The organism is Micrococcus sp. EYE_212 (assembly GCF_023147585.1).
Classification (GTDB): Bacteria; Actinomycetota; Actinomycetes; order Actinomycetales; family Micrococcaceae; genus Micrococcus.
Map to the genome: position 1 here is coordinate 25,119 of NZ_JAHXOZ010000002.1, position 20,702 is coordinate 45,820.

General features: G+C 71.8%; 19 protein-coding genes and 1 tRNA gene. 10 read left to right on the forward strand and 10 right to left on the reverse strand.

The annotated features are described in order from the left end of the window. Positions 1–26: 26 nt before the first annotated feature. The 3 genes from KZX60_RS01910 to groL all read left to right on the forward strand — a co-directional run bounded on the left by KZX60_RS01910 (position 27) and on the right by groL (position 3,377). On the forward strand, positions 27–365 hold the full coding sequence (locus KZX60_RS01910; protein WP_248115345.1) for a DUF3263 domain-containing protein: 339 nt from the start codon (positions 27–29) through the stop codon (positions 363–365). A 3-nt stretch (positions 366–368) separates the two neighbouring features. Continuing rightward, positions 369–1,394, forward strand: coding sequence for a LytR C-terminal domain-containing protein (locus KZX60_RS01915; protein WP_248115346.1), 1,026 nt, complete (start codon positions 369–371; stop codon positions 1,392–1,394). Positions 1,395–1,742: 348 nt separating this feature from the next. After that, on the forward strand, positions 1,743–3,377 hold the full coding sequence (groL, locus tag KZX60_RS01920; protein WP_248115347.1) for a chaperonin GroEL: 1,635 nt from the start codon (positions 1,743–1,745) through the stop codon (positions 3,375–3,377). Between the two features lie 89 nt (positions 3,378–3,466). Here groL and KZX60_RS01925 read toward each other — a convergent pair whose 3' ends face one another. From KZX60_RS01925 to KZX60_RS01945, 5 genes are all read right to left on the reverse strand, one after another. Beyond that, a complete protein-coding gene (locus KZX60_RS01925) occupies positions 3,467–4,399 on the reverse strand; it encodes a DUF4031 domain-containing protein (protein WP_248115348.1) in 933 nt (310 codons plus the stop codon). Positions 4,400–4,437: 38 nt separating this feature from the next. Continuing rightward, the gene (locus KZX60_RS01930; RefSeq protein WP_248115349.1) at positions 4,438–4,728 is read right to left on the reverse strand and encodes a WXG100 family type VII secretion target; all 291 of its coding nucleotides are present in this window, start codon (positions 4,726–4,728) and stop codon (positions 4,438–4,440) included. A 156-nt stretch (positions 4,729–4,884) separates the two neighbouring features. Further along, complete coding sequence (locus KZX60_RS01935) at positions 4,885–6,654, reverse strand: HAMP domain-containing sensor histidine kinase (protein ID WP_248115350.1); 1,770 nt, start codon at positions 6,652–6,654, stop codon at positions 4,885–4,887. Position 6,655: 1 nt separating this feature from the next. After that, positions 6,656–7,363, reverse strand: a complete 708-nt coding sequence (locus tag KZX60_RS01940; protein WP_248115351.1) for a response regulator transcription factor — start codon at positions 7,361–7,363, stop codon at positions 6,656–6,658. A gap of 61 nt (positions 7,364–7,424) precedes the next feature. After that, positions 7,425–7,697 carry a hypothetical protein gene (locus KZX60_RS01945; protein WP_248115352.1) on the reverse strand — a complete coding sequence of 91 codons (273 nt, stop codon included), beginning with the start codon at positions 7,695–7,697 and terminating at the stop codon, positions 7,425–7,427. Between the two features lie 235 nt (positions 7,698–7,932). Between KZX60_RS01945 and KZX60_RS01950 the strand changes: the two genes are divergently transcribed. After that, positions 7,933–8,316 (forward strand): cold shock domain-containing protein, encoded by a 384-nt coding sequence (locus KZX60_RS01950; protein ID WP_248115353.1) that lies wholly within the window; start codon positions 7,933–7,935, stop codon positions 8,314–8,316. Then, positions 8,313–8,774 carry a DUF3027 domain-containing protein gene (locus KZX60_RS01955; RefSeq protein ID WP_248115354.1) on the forward strand — a complete coding sequence of 154 codons (462 nt, stop codon included), beginning with the start codon at positions 8,313–8,315 and terminating at the stop codon, positions 8,772–8,774. Before KZX60_RS01950 ends, KZX60_RS01955 begins: the two co-directional genes overlap by 4 nt. Before the next feature lie 7 nt (positions 8,775–8,781). Here KZX60_RS01955 and serC read toward each other — a convergent pair whose 3' ends face one another. After that, positions 8,782–9,915 (reverse strand): phosphoserine transaminase, encoded by a 1,134-nt coding sequence (gene serC, locus KZX60_RS01960; protein WP_248115355.1) that lies wholly within the window; start codon positions 9,913–9,915, stop codon positions 8,782–8,784. A 128-nt stretch (positions 9,916–10,043) separates the two neighbouring features. Here serC and KZX60_RS01965 point away from each other — a divergent pair, with 128 nt between their 5' ends. The 3 genes from KZX60_RS01965 (at position 10,044) to KZX60_RS01975 (ending at position 13,334) form a co-directional block, all read left to right on the forward strand. After that, a complete protein-coding gene (locus KZX60_RS01965; RefSeq protein ID WP_248115356.1) occupies positions 10,044–10,766 on the forward strand; it encodes a metal-dependent transcriptional regulator in 723 nt (240 codons plus the stop codon). Positions 10,767–10,888: 122 nt separating this feature from the next. Further along, positions 10,889–11,383, forward strand: coding sequence for an HNH endonuclease (locus tag KZX60_RS01970; RefSeq protein WP_248115357.1), 495 nt, complete (start codon positions 10,889–10,891; stop codon positions 11,381–11,383). 82 nt (positions 11,384–11,465) lie between these two features. Further along, the gene (locus KZX60_RS01975; RefSeq protein ID WP_248115358.1) at positions 11,466–13,334 is read left to right on the forward strand and encodes an ABC transporter ATP-binding protein; all 1,869 of its coding nucleotides are present in this window, start codon (positions 11,466–11,468) and stop codon (positions 13,332–13,334) included. Between the two features lie 161 nt (positions 13,335–13,495). Here KZX60_RS01975 and KZX60_RS01980 read toward each other — a convergent pair whose 3' ends face one another. The 4 genes from KZX60_RS01980 to KZX60_RS01995 all read right to left on the reverse strand — a co-directional run bounded on the left by KZX60_RS01980 (position 13,496) and on the right by KZX60_RS01995 (position 16,610). Beyond that, positions 13,496–14,371: a hypothetical protein gene (locus tag KZX60_RS01980; RefSeq protein ID WP_248115359.1), complete on the reverse strand. Its 876-nt coding sequence runs from the start codon at positions 14,369–14,371 to the stop codon at positions 13,496–13,498. Between the two features lie 325 nt (positions 14,372–14,696). Beyond that, positions 14,697–14,770, reverse strand: a tRNA-Arg gene (locus KZX60_RS01985). A 50-nt stretch (positions 14,771–14,820) separates the two neighbouring features. Next, positions 14,821–15,486, reverse strand: a complete 666-nt coding sequence (locus tag KZX60_RS01990) for a hypothetical protein (RefSeq protein WP_248115360.1) — start codon at positions 15,484–15,486, stop codon at positions 14,821–14,823. Between the two features lie 74 nt (positions 15,487–15,560). Then, positions 15,561–16,610 carry an acyltransferase gene (locus KZX60_RS01995; protein ID WP_248115361.1) on the reverse strand — a complete coding sequence of 350 codons (1,050 nt, stop codon included), beginning with the start codon at positions 16,608–16,610 and terminating at the stop codon, positions 15,561–15,563. Between the two features lie 148 nt (positions 16,611–16,758). Here KZX60_RS01995 and pcrA point away from each other — a divergent pair, with 148 nt between their 5' ends. Both pcrA and sucC read left to right on the forward strand, forming a co-directional pair. Continuing rightward, the gene (gene pcrA / locus KZX60_RS02000; RefSeq protein WP_248115362.1) at positions 16,759–19,344 is read left to right on the forward strand and encodes a DNA helicase PcrA; all 2,586 of its coding nucleotides are present in this window, start codon (positions 16,759–16,761) and stop codon (positions 19,342–19,344) included. A gap of 168 nt (positions 19,345–19,512) precedes the next feature. After that, positions 19,513–20,682: an ADP-forming succinate--CoA ligase subunit beta gene (sucC, locus tag KZX60_RS02005; RefSeq protein WP_248115363.1), complete on the forward strand. Its 1,170-nt coding sequence runs from the start codon at positions 19,513–19,515 to the stop codon at positions 20,680–20,682. Positions 20,683–20,702 lie beyond the last annotated feature (20 nt).

Below are 20,702 nucleotides of genomic sequence, written 5' to 3' on the forward strand. Positions count from 1 at the left end.
CCGCGACGGTCACTACAGTGGCCGTCATGCCTCAGCCGGATCTCCGCCCCGACGACGCCGCCGCGCGCGCCTCCCGCGCGCCCCTCGGCGGTCTCACGGAGCAGGAACGGGCCGTCCTCGACCTCGAGGCCGCGACCTGGCGGCACACCGGCGCGAAGGACCACGCGATCCGGGAGCGCCTCGGACTGGCGCCGACCGCCTACTATCAGGTGTTGAACGGACTGCTGGATCGCGAGGCCGCCCTGGCCTACCGCCCCCTCCTCGTCCGCCGCCTGCTGCGCACGCGCGGCACCCGGCGCCGGGCGATCAGGAGGCCCGTGACTCCCTCGTCCACCGCTCCCGCTTCCCCCCGCCAGGAGAACTGACCGATGGCATACCGGCCCGACCGCTTCGACGACGTCCCCGAGTACACCGACCAGCGCGGCGCGCACCGCGCGTCCTTCGCACCGGCCGCCGCCGGCGCCACCGCCGCGTCCGGCGGCGCAGGCGGGGGCGCTCTCCGCCCGCTGCTGCTGCTCGCCGGGCTCGTGCTGCTCGCGGGCCTGTTCCTGGGTGTGATCCTGCCGTGGCTCACCGGCGGGGACGACCGCCCGACGGCCGGCGCGGCGGACTCCTCGTCCTCCTCGGCACCCACGGACAGCACGACCGAGGCCCCGGCCTCCTCCTCCGAGGCCGCCGCGTCCTCGACCGAGCCTGCCCCGCCCTCCGCGACCACGGACGCGTCGAGCAGCGGGCCCGCCCCGGCCGCCGAGTCCTCCCGTGCCGCGCAGGAGTCCGCCGCCCAGGCGTCCCGTGACGCGGAGGCCTCCCGCGCCGCCGAGCAGTCCTCCGCTGCCGCGCAGGCCGCCGAGTCCTCCGCCGCCGCGCAGGCCGCCGCCCAGGCGTCCCGTGACGCGGAGGCCTCCCGCTCGGCCGCCGCGTCGGCCGAGGCCGCCCGCGCCGCCGAGGCATCGCGCTCCCAGGCTGCCGAGGCCTCCCGCTCGCAGGCCGCCGAGGCATCGCGCTCCCAGGCTGCCGAGGCCTCCCGCTCGCAGGCCGCCGAGGCATCGCGCTCCCAGGCTGCCGAGGCCTCCCGCTCGCAGGCCGCCGAGGCGTCCCGCAAGGCCGAGGCCTCCCGTGCCGCCGCAGCGGCGAAGAGCACCCGTGTGACGGTGTACAACGCGACCCGCATCAACCGCCTGGCCGCCCGCAACGCGCAGGAGCTCAAGAACGCCGGCTTCACGTCGGTGTCCGCCCAGAACTGGAGCGGCCCCCGCGTGGGCGCCTCCACCGTGATGTACAACCGCTCCGGGGACAAGGCCGCCGCCGAGGCCGTCGGCCGCGAGCTGGGCCTCCCCGTCGTCCAGAGCCCGAACCTGCAGGTCGATGGCGTCGCCGTCGTCGTCACCGGCTGACCCCGTCGGCGGCGCGTCCGCCGACGCTGTGCGACCCCCGTGGGCGCCACCCCCTGAGGGGACGGCGCCCACGGGGGTCGCGTGCATCCGGACCCGCACGCCGTCCTCGTGTCGTCCGCCCGGTGCGGATGCGGGCGGACGACGCCCCAGCCTTTTGCACTCTCCCGGGGAGAGTGCTCATAATGGGGTTAGCACTCCGAAGGTGGGACTGCCAGTCGTACCCCGGCCGGCACCCCCGTGGAGGAGGACCTGTCCATCGGTGAGGCCCCGTTCCGGGCCGTCCGTCGCGGGCATCGGTGCGGGTCAGCCACCAGCAAGGAACGTGACGTCCAGAAAGGACATGCACTCATGGCCAAGACCATCGCATTCGACGAAGAGGCCCGCCGCGGTCTGGAGAAGGGTCTGAACACCCTCGCGGACGCCGTGAAGGTGACGCTCGGCCCCCGCGGCCGCAACGTGGTGCTCGAGAAGAAGTGGGGCGCCCCCACCATCACCAACGACGGCGTGTCCATCGCCAAGGAGATCGAGCTCGAGGACCCCTACGAGAAGATCGGCGCGGAGCTCGTCAAGGAGGTCGCCAAGAAGACCGACGACGTCGCCGGCGACGGCACCACCACCGCCACCGTGCTCGCCCAGGCGCTCGTGCGCGAGGGCCTGCGCAACGTGGCCGCCGGCGCCGATCCGCTCTCCCTGAAGCGCGGCATCGAGAAGGCCGTCGAGGCCGTCACCGCCGAGCTGCTCTCCGCGTCCCGCGAGATCGAGACCAAGGAGCAGATCGCCGCCACCGCGTCCATCTCCGCCGCCGACCCGCAGATCGGCGCCCTCATCGCCGAGGCGCTGGACAAGGTCGGCAAGGAGGGCGTCATCACCGTCGAGGAGTCCAACACCTTCGGCCTCGAGCTCGAGCTCACCGAGGGCATGCGGTTCGACAAGGGCTACATCTCCGGCTACTTCGTCACGGACACGGACCGCCAGGAGGCCGTCCTCGAGGATCCCTACATCCTCATCGTCAACTCGAAGATCTCCACCGTGAAGGACATGGTGGCGATCCTCGAGAAGGTCATGCAGTCCGGCAAGCCGCTGCTGATCATCGCCGAGGACGTCGACGGCGAGGCCCTGGCCACGCTGGTGGTCAACAAGATCCGCGGCACCTTCAAGTCCGTGGCCGTGAAGGCTCCGGGCTTCGGCGACCGCCGCAAGGCCATGCTCGCCGACATCGCCATCCTCACCGGCGGCCAGGTCATCTCCTCCGAGGTCGGCCTCTCCCTGGAGAACGCCACCCTCGACCTGCTGGGCACCGCCCGCAAGGTGGTCATCACCAAGGACGAGACCACCATCGTGGAGGGTGCCGGCGACGCCGAGCAGATCGCCGGCCGCGTGGCCCAGATCCGCGCCGAGATCGAGAACACCGACTCGGACTACGACCGCGAGAAGCTCCAGGAGCGCCTCGCCAAGCTGGCCGGCGGCGTGGCCGTCATCAAGGCCGGCGCGGCCACCGAGGTGGAGCTCAAGGAGCGCAAGCACCGCATCGAGGACGCCGTGCGCAACGCCAAGGCGGCCGTGGAGGAGGGCATCGTCGCCGGCGGCGGCGTGGCCCTGATCCAGGCCGGCGCGAAGGCGTTCGAGGGCCTGCAGCTCGAGGGCGACGAGGCCACCGGCGCGAACATCGTCAAGGTCGCCATCGAGGCCCCGCTGAAGCAGATCGCCTTCAACGCGGGCATGGAGCCGGGCGTCGTGGCGGACAAGGTCAAGACCCTCGAGGCCGGCCACGGCCTGAACGCTGCCACCGGCGAGTACGAGGACCTGCTGGCCGCGGGCATCAACGACCCGGTCAAGGTGACCCGCTCCGCCCTGCAGAACGCCGCGTCCATCGCGGGCCTGTTCCTCACCACCGAGGCCGTCGTGGCCGACAAGCCGGAGAAGAACCCGGCCGGCGGTGCCGAGGGCATGGACCCGATGGGCGGCATGGGCGGCATGATGTGACCACCCGCTGAGCCCGCCCGGTCCTCCCGGGCGCCCAGCACGCGAGGCCCGTCTTCCCGGTCCGGGGAGGCGGGCCTCGCCGTGTCGGCTCAGGAGCACAGGGCCTCCAGCTCGCGGCGCAGGTTCAGACGCGCCGGCTGCTCCCAGCGGGCGCGGCCGGTGGCGGTGGCGTAGAGGTGCTCGGCGGAGAGCAGGTGCTGGAGGACGGCAGCCCTCCCGGTGCGCCAGTGCGCGTCAGCGACGTGCGCGAAGTCCGCGCGCACGGCCTCGACGTAGCGGTCATACCCCTGGGGGGAGCTGCCGAGCACCGCGAGGTCCGCGTCGCTCAGAGCAGCCCCGGCGGGGTCGCCCGGGGCTGGGCGGTGGTCCACGGTGAGCAGCACGAGCCGCTCGACCTCGGCGACGAGGGCGGTGGGCACCCGCAGCCGCGGATCGCCGAGCAGGTGGAGGGCGAGCTCGGCCGAGTCCGCCTCGTCCTGGCCGGGGTCGGCCGTCTGGTCCGCCGCGTAGACGGCGTCGTGGAACCAGGCCGCCAGACGCACGGCGCGGGGGTCCGCGCCGAGGTCCTCACCAGCGGCGTCGAGCTCGTCCAGCGCCTCGAGCACGGCGAGCAGGTGCGCGGGGGAGTGGTAGTGGCGGTGCTCCTCGGCCCACCGCGTCAGCAGCTCCTGACCCGTCGCGAGCACCGCGTCCGGGTGGGCACCGGCCCCCGCGAAGAGCCGCTCCCAACGGCGGCGCAGCACCGGGGCGATCCGCGCCGGCCGGCGTCGGGCCGGAACGCGCAGGCCCGATCGGACGAGGCGCCGGACCAGCTCCGCGCCGCTGACCTCCTCCGCCCCTGCCGCCACGAGGTCCGCGTGGCGGTGCGCAGGCACGTCGTAGTGGTCCAGGTCGAAGGCGCGCGGGCTGAGGCCAGCCGTCCGCGCGAAGGCGTGCAGCTCCTCGAGGGAGGCGTCCGAGACGAGGTGCGAGAACACCGTGCCGTGCGCGGGCCAGACGGGTGGGTCGATGAGCACGCTCATGACCGCCACTCTAGGCCGCGCGCGGCACGGGCCCCGGATCAGAAGCGGAACATCGAGGCGTTCGCCGCCTCTGCGTCCTGGTACTGCTGGGCGGCGGCGTCCATGGCCTGGCGGATGGACGCCAGGGAGGCCTCCACGCGCTGCTGGGTGGCGCGCCACTCGGTCAGCACGCCCTGGAAGTTGCTGGACGCCTGGCCGCGCCACGTGTCCTGGAGCTGGCGGAGGCTCGCCTCCATGGTGTTCACCTCGGCCTGCAGGCGGCCGATGGACCCCTCGACGGCGCCGCTCTTGGCGCGCAGGTCCTCGATGTCGATCTGGACGATGGTCATGTGCGTGTCCCCTCTGTGAACGCCGGAGGTGCGGCCGGCTCCGCTGACCCCCACGCTAGGGACGGCCGCTGCCGGCCCGCCGTCGGTCCCCGCGGTCTGGGGACCGGCCGGGGGAGCGGTGAGCCCTGTGCAGGAGCCGCGGCCGGGCCGCGGGACTCAGCCGCCGTCGCGCGGGCCGCGGTCGCGACGGCTGGCCGCAGCGCGGCGCAGTCGTCCGGCGACCCGCGTCAGCCGACGGCGCTGGACCGCGGACGAGGCGCCCGCCCCCGAGGGGGCCGCAGAGGAGGAGGCGCGTCCGGCGGGATCCGCCGTCGGACGCCCGCCCTCCGGGCCGTCCTCCTCGAGGCCGGCGTCGACGTCGTCCTCGTGCCCGGATTCGCCGTCATCCTCGAGGTCGTCGTCCTCGAAGGGGGTCCACGGCAGGTGCACGGAGAACGTGGCGCCGCCGCCCTCGGTCTCCAGGAGCCGGACGGAGCCGCCGTGCTGGGCGGCGATCGCGGCGACGATCGCCAGGCCCAGCCCTGTGCCGCCGGTCTCGCGGTGGCGCGAGGAGTCCGCGCGGTAGAACCGCTCGAAGATCCGTGCGCGGTCCTCCTCGGAGACGCCCTGGCCGTGGTCGCGGATCTCGATCACCGAGTCCCGGTCCGGTCCCCCGCCGGGGCCGCCGGAGCCGCCGGAGGGGATCTCCACGGTGCCCACCGCGATCTCGATCGGGGTGCCGGCCGGGGTGTACCGCAGCGCGTTCGTCATGAGGTTGACCACCACCTGGCGGATGCGGTTCTCGTCGCCCATGAGGGGGGCCGAGGAGGCCCGTCCGCCGTCCAGCCCGACGAGCCGCACCGTGCGGTCCGGGGCGTTGACCGAGGCGTCCATCATGGAGTCCACGCCCAGCACGAGCAGGTCCACCGGCGCGTGCTCGAGGGGCCGCTGCTCGTCCAGGCGGGCGAGGGTCAGCAGGTCCTCCACGAGGCGCGTCATGCGGGCCGCCTCGGACTCGATCCGGCCCATCGCCGCGGCCACGTCCTCCTCCTTCGTGATGCCGCCGTGGCGGTAGAGCTCGGAGAAGCCGCGGATGGTCACGAGCGGGGTGCGCAGCTCATGGGACGCGTCCTGCACGAACCGGCGCATCTTGCCCTCGGAGACCTCCTTGTCCCGGAAGGCGGACTCGATGTGAGCGAGCATCGCGTTGAGCGAGCGGGACAGTCGCCCCACCTCGGTGTCCGGGGGCGCGGTCTCGACGCGCTGGCTCAGATCGCCCGCCGCGATCTTCGCGGCCGTGCGCTCCACGCGGTTCAGCGTCCGGAAGGCGCGCTCCACCGCCAGGTTGGCCACCACGACGGCGCCCGCCGTCGCCAGCAGCCCGATGGTCACCACGAGCGCGGTGACCCGCTCCACGGAGGAGGAGACGGTGTGCAGGGGCAGGGCGATGGCGATGGAGCCCTCGCCGCTGCGCAGGGGGTACAGCTGGACCCGCCAGCCGTTCGAGTCCGCCTGCGTGCCGGGCACCTCGAAGGACTCGGAGCCGATCTCGCGCACGCGATCCAGGGAGAGCCCCTCGAGGCGCGGGGCGTCCGCGTCCATGATCACGGGGGTGCTGACGACCGGCGCGCCCGTGGTGTCCCACAGGGCGCCGTAGAAGCGCAGGATCCCGTGCTGGGGCGTGTAGTACCCGCCGGTCTGGACCACGGTGGTCAGGTACACGGACACCGCGTCCCGGTTGGTGACCATGTCCTCGTCCAGCTGCCGCACGAGCTCCTGCCGGAACAGGGCGGAGGTGACGAGGGCGGTGACCGCCACGAGGGTGAGCATGAGCGCCGTGATCATCACGACGAGCTTGGTGCGCAGGGACTGGGCCGACCACGCGCCCCGAGCCCACGTGCGGGGGTACCGCAGCCGGGACGACGCGACGCGGAGGCGCTCCGCCACCTCAGCGCTTGTCGGCCGTGCGCAGCATGTAGCCCACCCCGCGCTTGGTGTGGATCATGCGGTCCCGCCCGCCCACGTCGATCTTGCGACGCAGGTAGGAGATGTAGGACTCCACGATGGAGGCGTCCCCGTTGAAGTCGTACTCCCACACGTGGTCCAGGATCTGGGCCTTGGAGAGGACGCGGTTCGGGTTCATCATCAGGTAGCGCAGGAGCTTGAACTCGGTGGGGGAGAGGTCCACCACCTCGCCGCCGCGACGCACCTCGTGCGCGTCGTCGTCCAGTTCGAGGTCGTCCACGCGCAGCACGGCGCCGTCGTCGTCCAGGGACGCGGTGCGCCGCAGCACCGCGCGGATGCGGGCCACCACCTCGTCCAGCGAGAAGGGCTTGGTAACGTAGTCGTCCCCGCCCACGGTGAGGCCGGTGACCTTGTCCTCGGTGCCGTCCCGGGCGGTGAGGAACACCACGGGGAAGTGGCGGCCCGCGGCGCGCAGCCGGCGGGTCACGGTGAATCCGTCCATGTCCGGGAGCATCACGTCCAGCACCGCCAGGTCCGGCTGGAACTCCTCCGCCGCCTCGAGGGCGTCGTGGCCGTTGGCGGCGGCGCGCACCTCGAAGCCCGCGAAGCGCAGGGACGTGGAGAGGAGCGCGCGGATGTTGGGCTCGTCGTCCACCACGAGGAGGCGGGCTTCAGGGTTCTGAGACTGCATGAGTCCAGTCTGGCCACTCCACCTGGGAGTCCGCTGGGCGTTCGCTGACGTGCCGGGCCGCTCAGGAGCGGGCGCGCCGCACGGCCGAGAGGACCAGGTGCAGCACCAGCAGGCCGAACCCCGCGGGAAGCCCGTAGAGGGCCAGGCGGTACAGGAGGGGCAGGGCCGGGGCCGAGAGGAAGTAGGCCACCAGGAGGGCCGCCAGCGCGAGGGCGGAGACCGCCGTGACGGCCACGCCCGCCACGAGCACCGCGCGCAGCCACGGGCTGGGCGCGCGGCCTTCCGCGAGGTCGGTGGCGGGTCGGCGCGCGGCGGAGGGGACGGTGGCAGGCATGGCCGCCACTGTAGTCCGGCTATCCTGGAGGATCAGTGCAGCACGTCCATCGCCGTCCCTCGAGGGCTCACGGTCAGAGGCGGTCCCCCCGATGCCGCGGCCTCACCGCGCCGGTGCAGTCCAGGACCCCGCCGATCCCTCGGGCGAGACCCGGCCGAGCGCCCGTCGGAGACGGCGGCGGCGCCCGCCGGAGAGGCCGCTGGGCGACCCGACGACGAAGAAGCAGGTACCAGAGATGCCCACCGGTCGCATCAAGTTCTACGACTCCGCCAAGGGGTTCGGATTCGCCCACACCGACGAGGGCGAGGAGGTCCACGTGCCCTCGTCGGCCCTGCCCGCGGGCGTGACGGAGCTCCACTCCGGGGCTCGCGTCGAGTTCGGCGTGGCCGAGGGGCGGCGCGGAAAGCAGGCGCTCTCCCTGCGCGTGCTCGACTCCGCCCCCTCCGTGGTCCGCAACCACCGCCCCAAGCCCGATGAGATGGCGGTCCTCCTGGAGGACCTCATCCGGGTGCTGGACCAGACCTCCAACGGCCTGCGCCGCGGGCGCTACCCGCAGCCCGCCCAGGCCGGCAAGATCGCGCAGGTCCTGCGCCGCGTCGCGGACGACCTCGAGGCATGAGCGCCGTGAAGCACGAGACGGAGCAGCCTGTGACGCCGTCCGCGAGCGGTCAGAGCCCCGAGACCGAGGCGGCCGCCGTGCCGGCGCCTCCCGTCCGGCGTCGGGCCCCCAAGCGGGACGAGCTGCTGGCGGAGGCCGTGGAGACCGCGCGCGCCGCGCTGGCCGAGGATGCGGAGGAGGGCCAGGTGGGCGAGCACCTGGACGCCACGGCGGACGACGACCGGCTCGTCACCCACCGCTTCGCCGCGCACCTGCCCGGCTACGCGGGGTGGGCCTGGTACTGCACCCTCGCCCGGGCCCCGCGCTCGAAGCACGTGACCGTGTGCGAGCTGGGGATCCAGGCGCATGACGGGGCCCTCGTGGCCCCGCCGTGGGTGCCCTACGCCGAGCGCGTGAACGAGGACGAGCGCGAGCGTCTGGCGGCCGTCGCCGAGGGCCGCGTCCCCGACGAGGCCTGAGCCCTGCTCAGCCCAGGCGCTCGACCACGTGGTCGATGCAGGCCAGCAGCGCCGTGACGTCGTCCGGCTCGATGGCCGCGAACGTGGCGATGCGCAGCTGGTTGCGCCCGAGCTTGCGGTAGGGCTCCACGTCCACGACGCCGTTGGCGCGCAGCACCTTCGCCACGGCGGCGGCGTCCACCGCCTCGTCGAAGTCGACGGTGCAGATGACGGCGGAGCGGTCCTCGGGGCGCGTCACGAACGGGGTGGCCACCGCGTGCCGCTCGGCCCACTCGTACACCCGGCGCGAGGACTCGGCGGTGCGCGCGGTGGTGAAGTCCAGGCCGCCGTTGCCGTTCATCCACTGCAGCTGCGCGTCCATCATCACCAGGGTGGCCAGGGCCGGCGTGTTGTACGTCTGGTCCTTGAGCGAGTTGTCCACGGCGGTGGCCAGGTCCAGGAACTCCGGGATCCACCGGCCCGAGGCCGAGACCTCCTGCACCCGCTCGAGCGCAGCGGGGGAGAACAGCGCGAGCCACAGGCCGCCGTCGGAGGCGAAGTTCTTCTGCGGGGCGAAGTAGTAGACGTCCGCCTGCGCCACGTCCACGGGCAGGCCGCCGGCCGCGGAGGTGGCGTCGATCAGCACGAGCGCGTCGTCGTCGATCCCCGCGGGGCGCTCCACGGGCGCCATGACGCCCGTGGACGTCTCGTTGTGGGGCCACGCGTACACGTCGACGCCGGCCACGGCCTCCGGCTCCGGGCGCGTGCCCGGCTCCGCGATGCGGATGTCCGAGGCGCCGAGGAACGGGGCGGCGTCCGTGGCGCGGGCGAACTTGGAGCCGAACTCGCCGAAGCTCAGGTGCTGCGCACGCTCGTGGACCAGTCCGAAGGAGGCGGCGTCCCAGAACGCGGTGGACCCGCCGACCCCGAGGACCACCTCGTAGCCCGCGGGGGCGGAGAAGAGCTCGGCGACGCCGGCGCGCACGCGGCCCACGAGGTCCTTCACGGGCTTCTGGCGATGGGAGGTCCCCATGAGCCCGGCGGCGTCGGCCACGGCCTGCAGCTGCTCGGGGCGGACCTTGGACGGTCCAGCGCCGAACCGGCCGTCCGCCGGCAGCATGTCCGTGGGGATGACGATCTCGGCGGGGGAGGTCGGGTTCATGGTGCGCTCCTGGGCAGGGGACGGGGTCGTCCTCATTGTGGCCCAGCGGCGCTCGCGCCCCGTGAACGTGACCCCGGTCCCGTGGCTAGGATGGCGCGAGAGGAAGACCACGGGAAGAGGACGGCGCGATGACCGATTTGATCGACACCACGGAGATGTACCTGCGCACCATCCTCGAGCTCGAGGAGGAGGGCATCACGCCCCTGCGTGCGCGCATCGTGGAGCGGCTGGACCACTCCGGCCCCACGGTCTCCCAGACGGTGGCCCGCATGGAGCGCGACGGCCTCGTGCACGTCGGCGCCGACCGCCGCCTGGACCTCACCGTGGACGGGCGCGAGCGTGCCGTTGCCGTGCTGCGCAAGCACCGCCTGGCCGAGCGCCTGCTCTCGGACGTCATCGGCCTGGACTGGGCGCTCGTGCACGACGAGGCCTGCCGCTGGGAGCACGTCATGAGCGACCAGGTGGAGCGCCGCCTGCTCGAGATCCTGGAGAACCCGAGCGTCACCCCGTACGGCACCCCGATCCCGCCGCGCCCCGAGCAGCGCTCCGCCGAGGACTGGAGCCGGGACATGGGCCTCGCCGGGGAGAGGCTGGCGACGGCGGCCGCCACCCCCGGCCGGTTCCGCGTCCTCAGCCTCGCCGAGGGGATCCAGGCCGACCCGGAGCTCCTGACGGACCTCGCCGCCGCGGGCGTCGTGCCCGGCGGCGTCCTCCGGGCGCAGCCCGCGCTCGAGGCCGGATACGTCCGGATCGAGGCGGAGGCGGACGGCGACGCCGCCGCCGGCGACGCGCTGGAGCTGCACGGGGACACCGCCGCGCACGTGTGGGTGGAGGCCCTGCCCGGCGAGTGACCGGCGCGTGAGGCGCAGGTGACCGATCGGTGAAGACTTTGCGCACCCGCGTGCGACACGCCGCGCGCAGGGACCGGAGGCCCGTAGCGTGGGACCGTCCGCTCCCCGTCCCGAGGCCCGCCATGCGCACACTCGTCCTCAACGCCGGCTACGAACCCCTCTCGGTGGTCTCCGACCGCCGAGCGCTCCTGCTCGTGGCCACGGGCAAGGCCAGCGTCCTGGAGGACGGCGGGGATCCCATGCTGAGCCCGACGCGCGCGTGGGGCCGCCCCCTGGTGATCCTCCTGCACCAGTACATCCGCGTCCCCCACGGGGAGGCGGCACCCGTCTCCCGCAAGGGCGTGCTGCGCCGGGACGGCCACCGCTGCGCCTACTGCGGGGCCCACGCCACCACGGTGGACCACGTCCGGCCCCGTTCGCGCGGCGGGGAGAACTCGTGGGAGAACCTGGTGGCGTGCTGCCTGCGCTGCAACGGCGCCAAGGCGGACCGCTCGCTCGAGTCCCTGGGGTGGCGGCTGCGCGTGGACCCGGTGCGCCCGCGCGGTGCGCAGTGGCGTATCCGCGAGCTCGACCGCCCCGCCGAGGCGTGGCAGGGCTACCTGGGCCTGGCGGCCTGACGCTCCCAGCGGAATCCCCCCGCCGCTCCCGGGGCGCTCCCTAGACTGCTCTCGGTCACGAGACGACAGGGGAGTGATGCGCATGAGCATGGAGTCGGCGGCACGGGCGTCCATGATGCGCATGACGCGCAGCGGCCCGGAGGCGTCCCAGTCCCTCAAGAAGGGCACCGTGCGGCGCGCGGTCGCGTTCGCCGGACGGTACCGCGCCCGGCTGGTCGTGTTCGTCCTCGCCTCGATCCTGGGGGCCGTGCTCGGCGTCGCCTCGCCGGTCCTCGCGGGCGACGTCGTCAACGCGATCACCGGCGGCCGGGACGGCGACCTGATCGTGCGGCTCGCGCTGCTCATCGCCGCGGTCGCCATCGCCGACGCCGTCCTCGGCGTGTTCACCAAGTGGCTCTCCGCGGGCCTCGGCGAACGGGTCATCTTCGACCTGCGCACGCAGGTCTTCGACCACGTGCAGCGCATGCCCGTGGCCTTCTTCCAGCGCACCCGCACCGGGGCGCTCGTCTCCCGCCTGAACAACGACGTGATCGGCGCGCAGTCGGCGATCTCCCGGACGCTCTCCGGCGTGGTCGCCAACGTGGTCTCCGTGGCGCTGACCCTGGGCGTCATGGTGGCCACCAGCTGGCAGGTCACCGTCCTGTCCCTCGTGATGCTGCCCGTGTTCCTCCTCCCGGCGCGGGCGGTCGGCTCGAAGCTGGCGGGGCTGTCCCGCGAGCGGGCCGGGCACAACGCCGCCATGGGCGACCAGATGACCGAGCGCTTCTCCGCCCCCGGCGCCACCCTCATCAAGCTCTTCGGCCGCCCCGCCGCCGAGTCCGCCGAGTTCGCCCGCCGCGCGGACCGCGTGCGCGCCACCGGCGTGGACATCTCCGTGCGCCAGGCCGTGTTCACCACGCTGCTCACCCTGGTCTCCGCGCTGGCGCTCGCCGCCGTGTACGGGGTGGGCGGCCTGCAGGCGATCGCCGGCACCCTCGACGCCGGCGACGTCGTCACCCTCGCCCTGCTGCTCACCCGCCTGTACGCCCCGCTGACGGCCCTGGCCAACGCCCGGGTGGAGATCATGAGCGCGCTCGTGAGCTTCGAGCGGGTGTTCGAGGTGCTGGACCTGCAGCCCCTGATCACCGAGGCGGAGCATCCGGCGGCCCTGCCGGCCGGGCCGCTGTCCGTGCGGCTGCGGGACGTGCGGTTCGCCTACCCGTCCGCGCAGCAGGTGTCCCTGGCCTCCCTCGAGGAGGTGGCCGTGCTGGACACCCGCGGCGGCGAGGAGGTGCTCCACGGGATCGACGTCAGCGTCCCCGCCGGCGCCACCGTGGCGCTCGTGGGCTCCTCGGGCGCCGGCAAGTCCACGATCGCCTCCCTGGTCACCCGCCTGCACGACGTGTCCTCCGGCGCGGTGGAGCTCGGCGGCGTGGACGTGCGGGACCTGACCTTCGCGGACCTGCAGGAGGCCGTGGGCATGGTGACCCAGGACGGGCACCTGTTCCACGACTCCGTGCGGGACAACCTGCTGTTGGCCCGCCCGGACGCCACGGACGCCCAGCTGTGGGACGCCGTCGAGCGGGCGCGCCTGCGGCCGGTGATCGAGGCGCTCCCGGACGGACTGGACACCGTGGTGGGCGAACGCGGATACCGGCTCTCCGGCGGCGAGCGCCAGCGCATGACCATCGCCCGGCTGCTGCTGGCCGCCCCGCGCGTCGTGGTCCTGGACGAGGCGACGGCGGCCCTGGACTCCACCAACGAACGCGCCATCCAGGAGGCCCTGGGGGAGGCGCTGGCCGGGCGGACGGCGATCGTGATCGCGCACCGGCTCTCCACGGTGCGCAATGCGGACGAGATCCTCGTGGTCGAGGCCGGACGGATCGTGGAGCGCGGCCCGCACGCGCAGCTGCTGGCGGCGGGCGGACGGTACGCGGAGCTCTACACCACGCAGTTCGCGGACGCGGAGTGAGGGGCGGGCGTCAGGCGGCCTGTGGGCCCTCCTGGCCACAGCTATGCCAGCGGAGGCGACCGGTTCACCAAGCCCCTAGGTGGAGTTCACAGCGCCTGCTCTGTACGACCTGGCCTAAAGAATCTGGATGGCGTGCGGGCCCGGTACTGAGTCTCGCGCTATTACGACTTCTCAGGTCGCGAGGCCTGGGTGAGTGCAATGAGGAATTGGATAAGACCTGTTTGGGACTCGCTACCGGACGAGCTGACTTCTTTATCCCCGGCCTTGGAAGGATCCATCTTGGATGGGCTGAAGGTGCGCTCAGAGAAGCTACTCCGTGCGGCATCTCGAAGGGTTTGGTCACTGATTTCTGCGAGGAAGGGGCCCATGGCGCTAACGTCCATAGAGAGTCGCTTATGCTGCTGCGATGAGTCAAGGAATTTGGACCCAAGTTTGAATGCCACAGTTGTAGCGGTTAAGGCAATTGCTGTCACCGTAAGGCGGTTAACAATGTATGACCACTGGCCGTTCTCGGCCATGTCGATCGGGCTGGATATAGTTAGGTACAACAAAGTGAGAACAAGTATGACAACTCCCACAAGGTAGGAGAACAGGGACGTCTTGAACTCCGTTCTAGAAGATTTATTGTAGCTTTCAGAAACAAACTTTCCAGCAGATATTTGGGAGATAGTTTTTGTGTCGTCGCGGAGGTTCTTGATCTCAGTGAGCGCCTCCTCGCCCGCTTCGGTGATTCTCCTAGTCTCCGTGTTAAATGCGGAGAAGGACTCCTCGTATGCAGCTGTCATTCTCGTCTGAATGTTTTCCTCAAACGCAATGAGTCTATTCCGGGTCTCCGCCCTTATGACTTCACTCTCCTTAAGTGCTGAAGAACTTGATTCCTTAACCCTCTGTTCCAGCTGATCTAAGTGTGACTGCAGAGCGGCAAGTCTCGCTTCTATAGAGTTAGCTTGCCGCGCCGGGTCTGATATTTCGGAGGGAGGAGTCCTATCTCCCTCATCGGTCATTCCAGTGTTGATTCCAGCTTCGAAAGCAGCCATTTCAGCGTATTTAGTCGCCCTTTGCAGTAGGTGGGCGCGCTGATTTTCGTGTGAATTATCGTCTATTAAATTCAGGATTTCTAGAATTCTATTCCAAAGACTATAGATATTATCTAAGGTGTCAGAATTCAATGAACTCGGAGCGTTCGAAGACCCCCATTTTAAGGTATCGTAGGTGAGTGTGCGCAAAGTGCGCGTACCTGGATCTTTGGCGAGGTCAGGATGCGACTTTAGATACCTTCTAATTGCATTAACTTGAGAAACAATTTGATCAATAAATTCGGTCACTGGTTCCCCCTGGCTGGCTCAACTCAAAGGTATTGGGTGCCCCAGGCCGGAATCGAACCGACGGCCTACCCTTTAGGAGAGGGTCGCTCTATCCAACTGAGCTACTGGGGCGCGGACCGCGCGTCGTGCCCGCGGTCCGGTGAGCGAGTCTAGCCGAGGGCTCAGACCCGCCGCGCAGCGGGGCGACGACGCCGCCCGGCCACCAGCATCACCGCCACCGCGAGCGCGATCAGCGCCAGCAGGACCCAGCGGGTGAGCGTCAGCGCGGCCGCCAGCTCGGCGCCCGGACCGCCGGCGGCGATCGCGTGCTCGATCGCGACGTTCTCGGCGATGTCCACCACGGCGAACAGCACGCCCGCGCCGAGGGCCGCCCACTTGGCCCCCACGGGCCGCAGCCGCCACGCGCCGACCGCGGCCACGGTGAGGGCCACCGCCACCGGGAAGATCACCCCGGCGGTCTTGTGCACCCAGTTGAGCTGGCCGCGCGCGTCCTCGTCCATGACGCCGGCCAGCGCACGGATGTGGTCCGGCCCGTAGAGGAGCAGGGAGTCGGGCATGGCCAGGCCGCCCGAGAGCTGGGTCATCTGCTGGAGGACCAGCAGGTGCAGGTAGGCGCCCACCAGCAGGGTGGTGGCGATCAGGGCGCTCACCGGGATCGCCGGGCTGCCCTCCTGCCGGCCGGCGTCGGCGAGGTCCGCGCGGACGTCGACGTCCCGCAGGGTGGGCTGGGCGCGGGCGGGGTCGGCCTCCGGGCGCGCGGTGGACGAGCCGGCGCGCGCGGCGGGCTGCGACGGGCGGGGACGGGACTTGCGGGACTTCTGGGACACGGGCACCTCCGCCGACCATCATCCCAGACCCGGAGACGGTCCACTCTCGGACGTGGAACGGGCGCCGGGAGGGCTCAGCCCGCGTGGCGGGGCCGCAGCGGCGTCGTCGTGGTGGTGGCGGCGGCGACGGGCGGCCGCGGGGTGCGGCCCCGACCCGCGGTGGGGAACTCGTAGAGCCACCGGACTCGGGGGTAGACGGCGGCCAGCAACAGGGGGACGAGGAAGGACGGGCCGGCCACGGCGAGGTAGAAGTCGATGGGCCGGGTCGCCGCGAGCCCCTGGGCCCAGCCGACGGCCAGGATCAGCACGGGCATGTGGGTCACGTACAGGACCACCGAGCGGCGGCCGCAGAACTCGAGGAACGGCAGACGGGGCAGCCGCGGCCCGATCCACAGCACCGCCAGGATCCCGGGCAGGGCCGCGAACACCGACCACGGATGGCGTTCGGCGACCACCAGCTCCCCGGCGCGGGTGGCGACCACCGTGAGGACCATCAGGATCAGGGCGATCGCGCCCACGGCCAGCGGCGCCCGGCGGATGCGAGGCAGCAGGCGGGCCGACGCGGCCCCGAGGAAGAAGTACACGCCCCAGTACAGCGGGCGCACCCAGTCGCGGGGGCCGCTGACGAGCTCCAACAGCACCACGAAGACGACGGCGGCCACCACCAGTGCGGGGACCCACCGGGTGAGCGGGCCCACCAGGTAGCAGAGCATCAGCACCCACAGGAACCACAGGTGCCATGCGCCGCCGCGCCAGTACTCCCACGAGCCGAGGGACTCCGGCGTGCCCAGGGCCAGGGCGAGCAGGACCATCCAGACGAGGAACGGCCACAGGATGCGCTCGGCCTTGCCGCGGTAGTACGTGGCGGTCGGCTTGGCCACGGAGCGCGGCAGGAGCACACCGGCGAGGAAGACGAGCATCGGCATCCGCCAGGACTGGAACACCTGCACGATGTTCGCGAAGGCGACGGAGCTGAAGGTCGCGTCCAGCCCCTGGGGCATCGTGTAGGTGTGGGTGAAGACCACCAGGAGCACGGCTACCCCGCGCAGGGCGTCCATCCAGTGCTCCCGGGGGGAGGTGGAGCCGTGGGTCGGCGGACGGGGCTGCTCCTGGACAGGGGGCATCGTCGCTCCTGAGGCGTGGTGGCGGTGGGGATGTGAGGCCCCGCCGGCACAGGGCGCGGAACTCCCGCAAGACCCTAGCCCACGCGGGGGAGCGGCCCGCCCCGGTGTCGGCTGCGCTGTCCGGGGCCCCGCCTAGACTGGATCCGCCATGGCTGACCTCTTCTCCTCGCTCGGACGCGACCCGCTGACCACCGCCCGGACCCGCCGCCCCGCGGACCCGGAGACCACCCTGCCCGGGCTCGTTCCCACGGCCGTCACGCGCGCCGCGGCCGACCCCGGGGCGTGGGGGCAGGACGACGGGAACGGCGCGGGCACCGCCGCCCACACCCCGGAGTCCCTCGTGGAGGGGCTGAACCCCCAGCAGGCGGCGGCGGTGACCCATGCCGGGGCGCCGCTGCTGATCGTCGCCGGGGCCGGCTCGGGCAAGACGCGCGTGCTGACCCATCGGATCGCGCACCTGCTGGCCACGGGGCGGGCTCGCCCGCACGAGATCCTGGCCATCACCTTCACGAACAAGGCCGCCGCGGAGATGCGCGAGCGCGTCGCCGGGCTCATCGGCCCCACGGCGCAGCGCATGTGGATCTCGACGTTCCACTCCTCCGCTGTGCGCATCCTGCGCAACGAGGCGGCGAGCATCGGGCTGAAGTCCACCTTCACCATCTACGACGCGGCGGACAGCCTGCGGCTGGTCACCACGATCGCCAAGCTGCACGAGCTGGACCCCAAGCGCTTCGCGCCCAAGGCCCTGCTCAACCGCATCAGCTCCCTCAAGAACGAGCTCATCGAGGCGGACGACTATGCGGGCACCGTGTCCGAGACGGATCCGTGGGCCCAGGCGGTGGCCGCGGTGTACCGCGACTACACGGCGCGGCTGCGCCAGGCCAACGCCCTGGACTTCGACGACCTGATCGGCATGACCGTCCACATGTTCGAGGCGTTCCCGCGCGTGCTGGACAGCTACCGCCGCCGCTTCCGCCACGTGCTCGTGGACGAGTACCAGGACACCAACCACGCGCAGTACCGCCTCGTGCGGCTGCTCACCGGCCCGGCCGGCGAGCCCGAGGGTGTGGACACCCCCGGCGGCGAGCTCACCGTGGTGGGCGACTCGGACCAGTCGATCTACGCCTTCCGCGGCGCGGACATCCGCAACATCGTGGAGTTCGAGCAGGACTTCACGGACGCGGCCACCATCCGGCTCGAGCAGAACTACCGCTCCACGCAGACCATCCTGGACGCGGCCAACGCGGTCATCCAGAACAATCCGGACCGCCGCAAGAAGGATCTGTGGACGGCCGAGGGTGCGGGGGAGAAGATCACCGGCTACGCCGCGGAGAACGAGTCCGCGGAGGCCGAGTGGATCTCCTCCACCATCGACCGCCTCCAGGACGAGGGCGGGGTGCGCCCGGCCGACGTCGCCGTGTTCTACCGCACCAACGCCCAGTCCCGCGCCCTCGAGGAGCGCCTCGTCACCCGCGGCATCCCGTACCGCGTGATCGGCGGCACGCGGTTCTACGACCGCAAGGAGATCAAGGACGCCCTCGCGTACCTGCGCGTGGTGGTCAACCCGGCCGACGACGTCAACGTGCGCCGCATCCTCAATGAGCCCAAGCGCGGCATCGGCGACCGTGCTGAGGGCGCCGTGGCCGCGTGGGCGCAGCGCCAGCGCACCACGTTCTTCGACGCCCTGCGGGACGCGGAGAACGCCCCGGGCATGGCCGCGCGATCCGTGAAGGCGATCCGCGGGTTCGTCCAGATGATGGACGACCTCATGCAGCTGGCGGAGGGCGAGAGCCCGGCCACCGTCCTCGAGGCCGTCCTCGAGCAGTCCGGCATGCTCGCCGCACTGCGCGAGTCGGAGGACCTGCAGGACGAGTCCCGCGCGGACAACCTCGGCGAGCTCGTGGCCGTGGTGCGGGCCTTCTCCACCGCCCACCCGGACGGCACGCTCTCGGACTTCCTCGAGCAGGTGGCGCTCGTGGCGGACGCGGACCAGCTGCCCTCGCCGTCGGACGCCGAGGGCGCGGACCTCGCCGAGGCGCAGGGCCAGGTGACGCTCATGACGCTGCACACGGCCAAGGGCCTGGAGTTCCCGGTCGTCTTCCTCACGGGCATGGAGCACGGCGTCTTCCCGCACGCCCGCTCCATGACGGATGAGAAGGAGCTCGCGGAGGAGCGCCGCCTGGCCTACGTGGGGCTGACCCGCGCCCGTGAACGGCTGTTCCTCTCCCGCGCGGAGGCGCGCTCCCTGTGGGGCCAGCACCAGTTCAACCCGCCCAGCCAGTTCCTCGGGGAGATCCCCGAGCGGCTCATCGAGTGGGAGCGCGAGGGGACCACGCGCTCGGCCGGCTCCCTGACCTCGCTCACGGGGGCGGGGACCTCGCGGTACGCGGGGCGGTTCGGCTCCGGCGGCGAGGGCGGCCGGCCCTCGTGGGCCTCTCGCGATGACGGCACCGGCGCGCGCCCCGCGCGCCTCACCCGCGGCGAGGAGGCCGCGGACCTGACCGTGCCGTCGTCGGTGGTGCGCGGCAAGGCCCCCTCACGGGTGCAGCCGCAGAAGGAGATCGCGGCCCTGAACCCCGGAGACCGCGTGTCCCACGCCACCTTCGGTGCGGGCCGCGTAGACGCCGTCACCGGAGCCGGGGACAAGACCGTGGCCACGGTCACGTTCGAGGACTCGGGGGCCCAGAAGCGCCTGCTGCTGCGCTATGCACCCCTCACCCAGCTGGAGGGCTGAGAGCCCTCTGCGCGCCGGGCGGTGTGGACTACAGTGACGGAGGAGAGCTCCTCGACGCCGTCTCCGCGCCTCCGCGCGCGGCGGACCGGCGCGGGGCCCGCTCCCGCCGAGGCGCCGTGATGCGGCACCCCGGCAGACCGAAGTCTTCGACCCAGAAGGACATCCACCGTGGACCTGTATGAGTACCAGGCGCGCGATCTGTTCGAGAAGCACGGCGTCCCCGTGCTCGCCGGCATCGTGGCGCAGACCCCGGAAGAGGCCAAGGCGGCCGCTGAGAAGATCGGCGGCGTGACCGTCGTCAAGGCGCAGGTGAAGGTCGGCGGCCGCGGCAAGGCCGGCGGCGTCAAGGTCGCGAAGACCGCCGACGAGGCGTACGAGCACGCCAAGGCCATCCTGGGGATGGACATCAAGGGCCACACCGTGCACCAGGTCATGATCGCGCAGGGCGCCGACATCGCCGAGGAGTACTACTTCTCCGTGCTGCTGGACCGCGCGAACCGCACCTACCTGGCCATGTGCTCGGTGGAGGGCGGCATGGACATCGAGACCCTCGCCGAGGAGCGCCCCGAGGCCCTCGCCAAGGTGCCCGTCTCCGCGCTGACCGGCATCGACGCCGAGACCGCCCAGAAGATCGTCGCCGAGGCGAACTTCCCCGAGGAGCTGCGTGCAGACGTCGCCGACGTCCTGCAGACGCTGTGGACCGTCTTCGAGAAGGAGGACGCCACCCTCGTCGAGGTCAACCCGCTGGTGAAGACCGGCGACGGCAAGATCCTCGCCCTCGACGGCAAGGTCTCCCTCGATGACAACGCCGAGTTCCGCCAGGAGGGCCACGCGGCCCTCGTCGACGAGCGCACCGAGGACCCGCTGGAGGCCAAGGCCAAGGCGAACGACCTCAACTACGTGAAGCTCGACGGCCAGGTCGGCGTGATCGGCAACGGCGCCGGCCTCGTGATGTCCACCCTCGACGTGGTGGCCTACGCGGGCGAGAAGCACGGCGGCGTGAAGCCCGCCAACTTCCTTGACATCGGCGGCGGCGCCAACGCCGAGGTCATGGCCAACGGCCTCGACGTCATCCTCGGCGACGAGCAGGTCAAGTCCGTGTTCGTGAACGTCTTCGGCGGCATCACCGCGTGCGACGCCGTCGCCAACGGCATCGTCAAGGCCCTCGAGATCCTGGGCGACTCCGCCACCAAGCCGCTGGTCGTCCGCCTGGACGGCAACGCCGTGGAGGAGGGCCGCCGCATCCTGCAGGAGGCCAACCACCCGCTGGTCACCCTGGCCGCCACCATGGACGAGGGCGCCGACAAGGCCGCCGAGCTCGCCCACTCCGCGAACTGACCGTTCGGAAAGACTGAGGA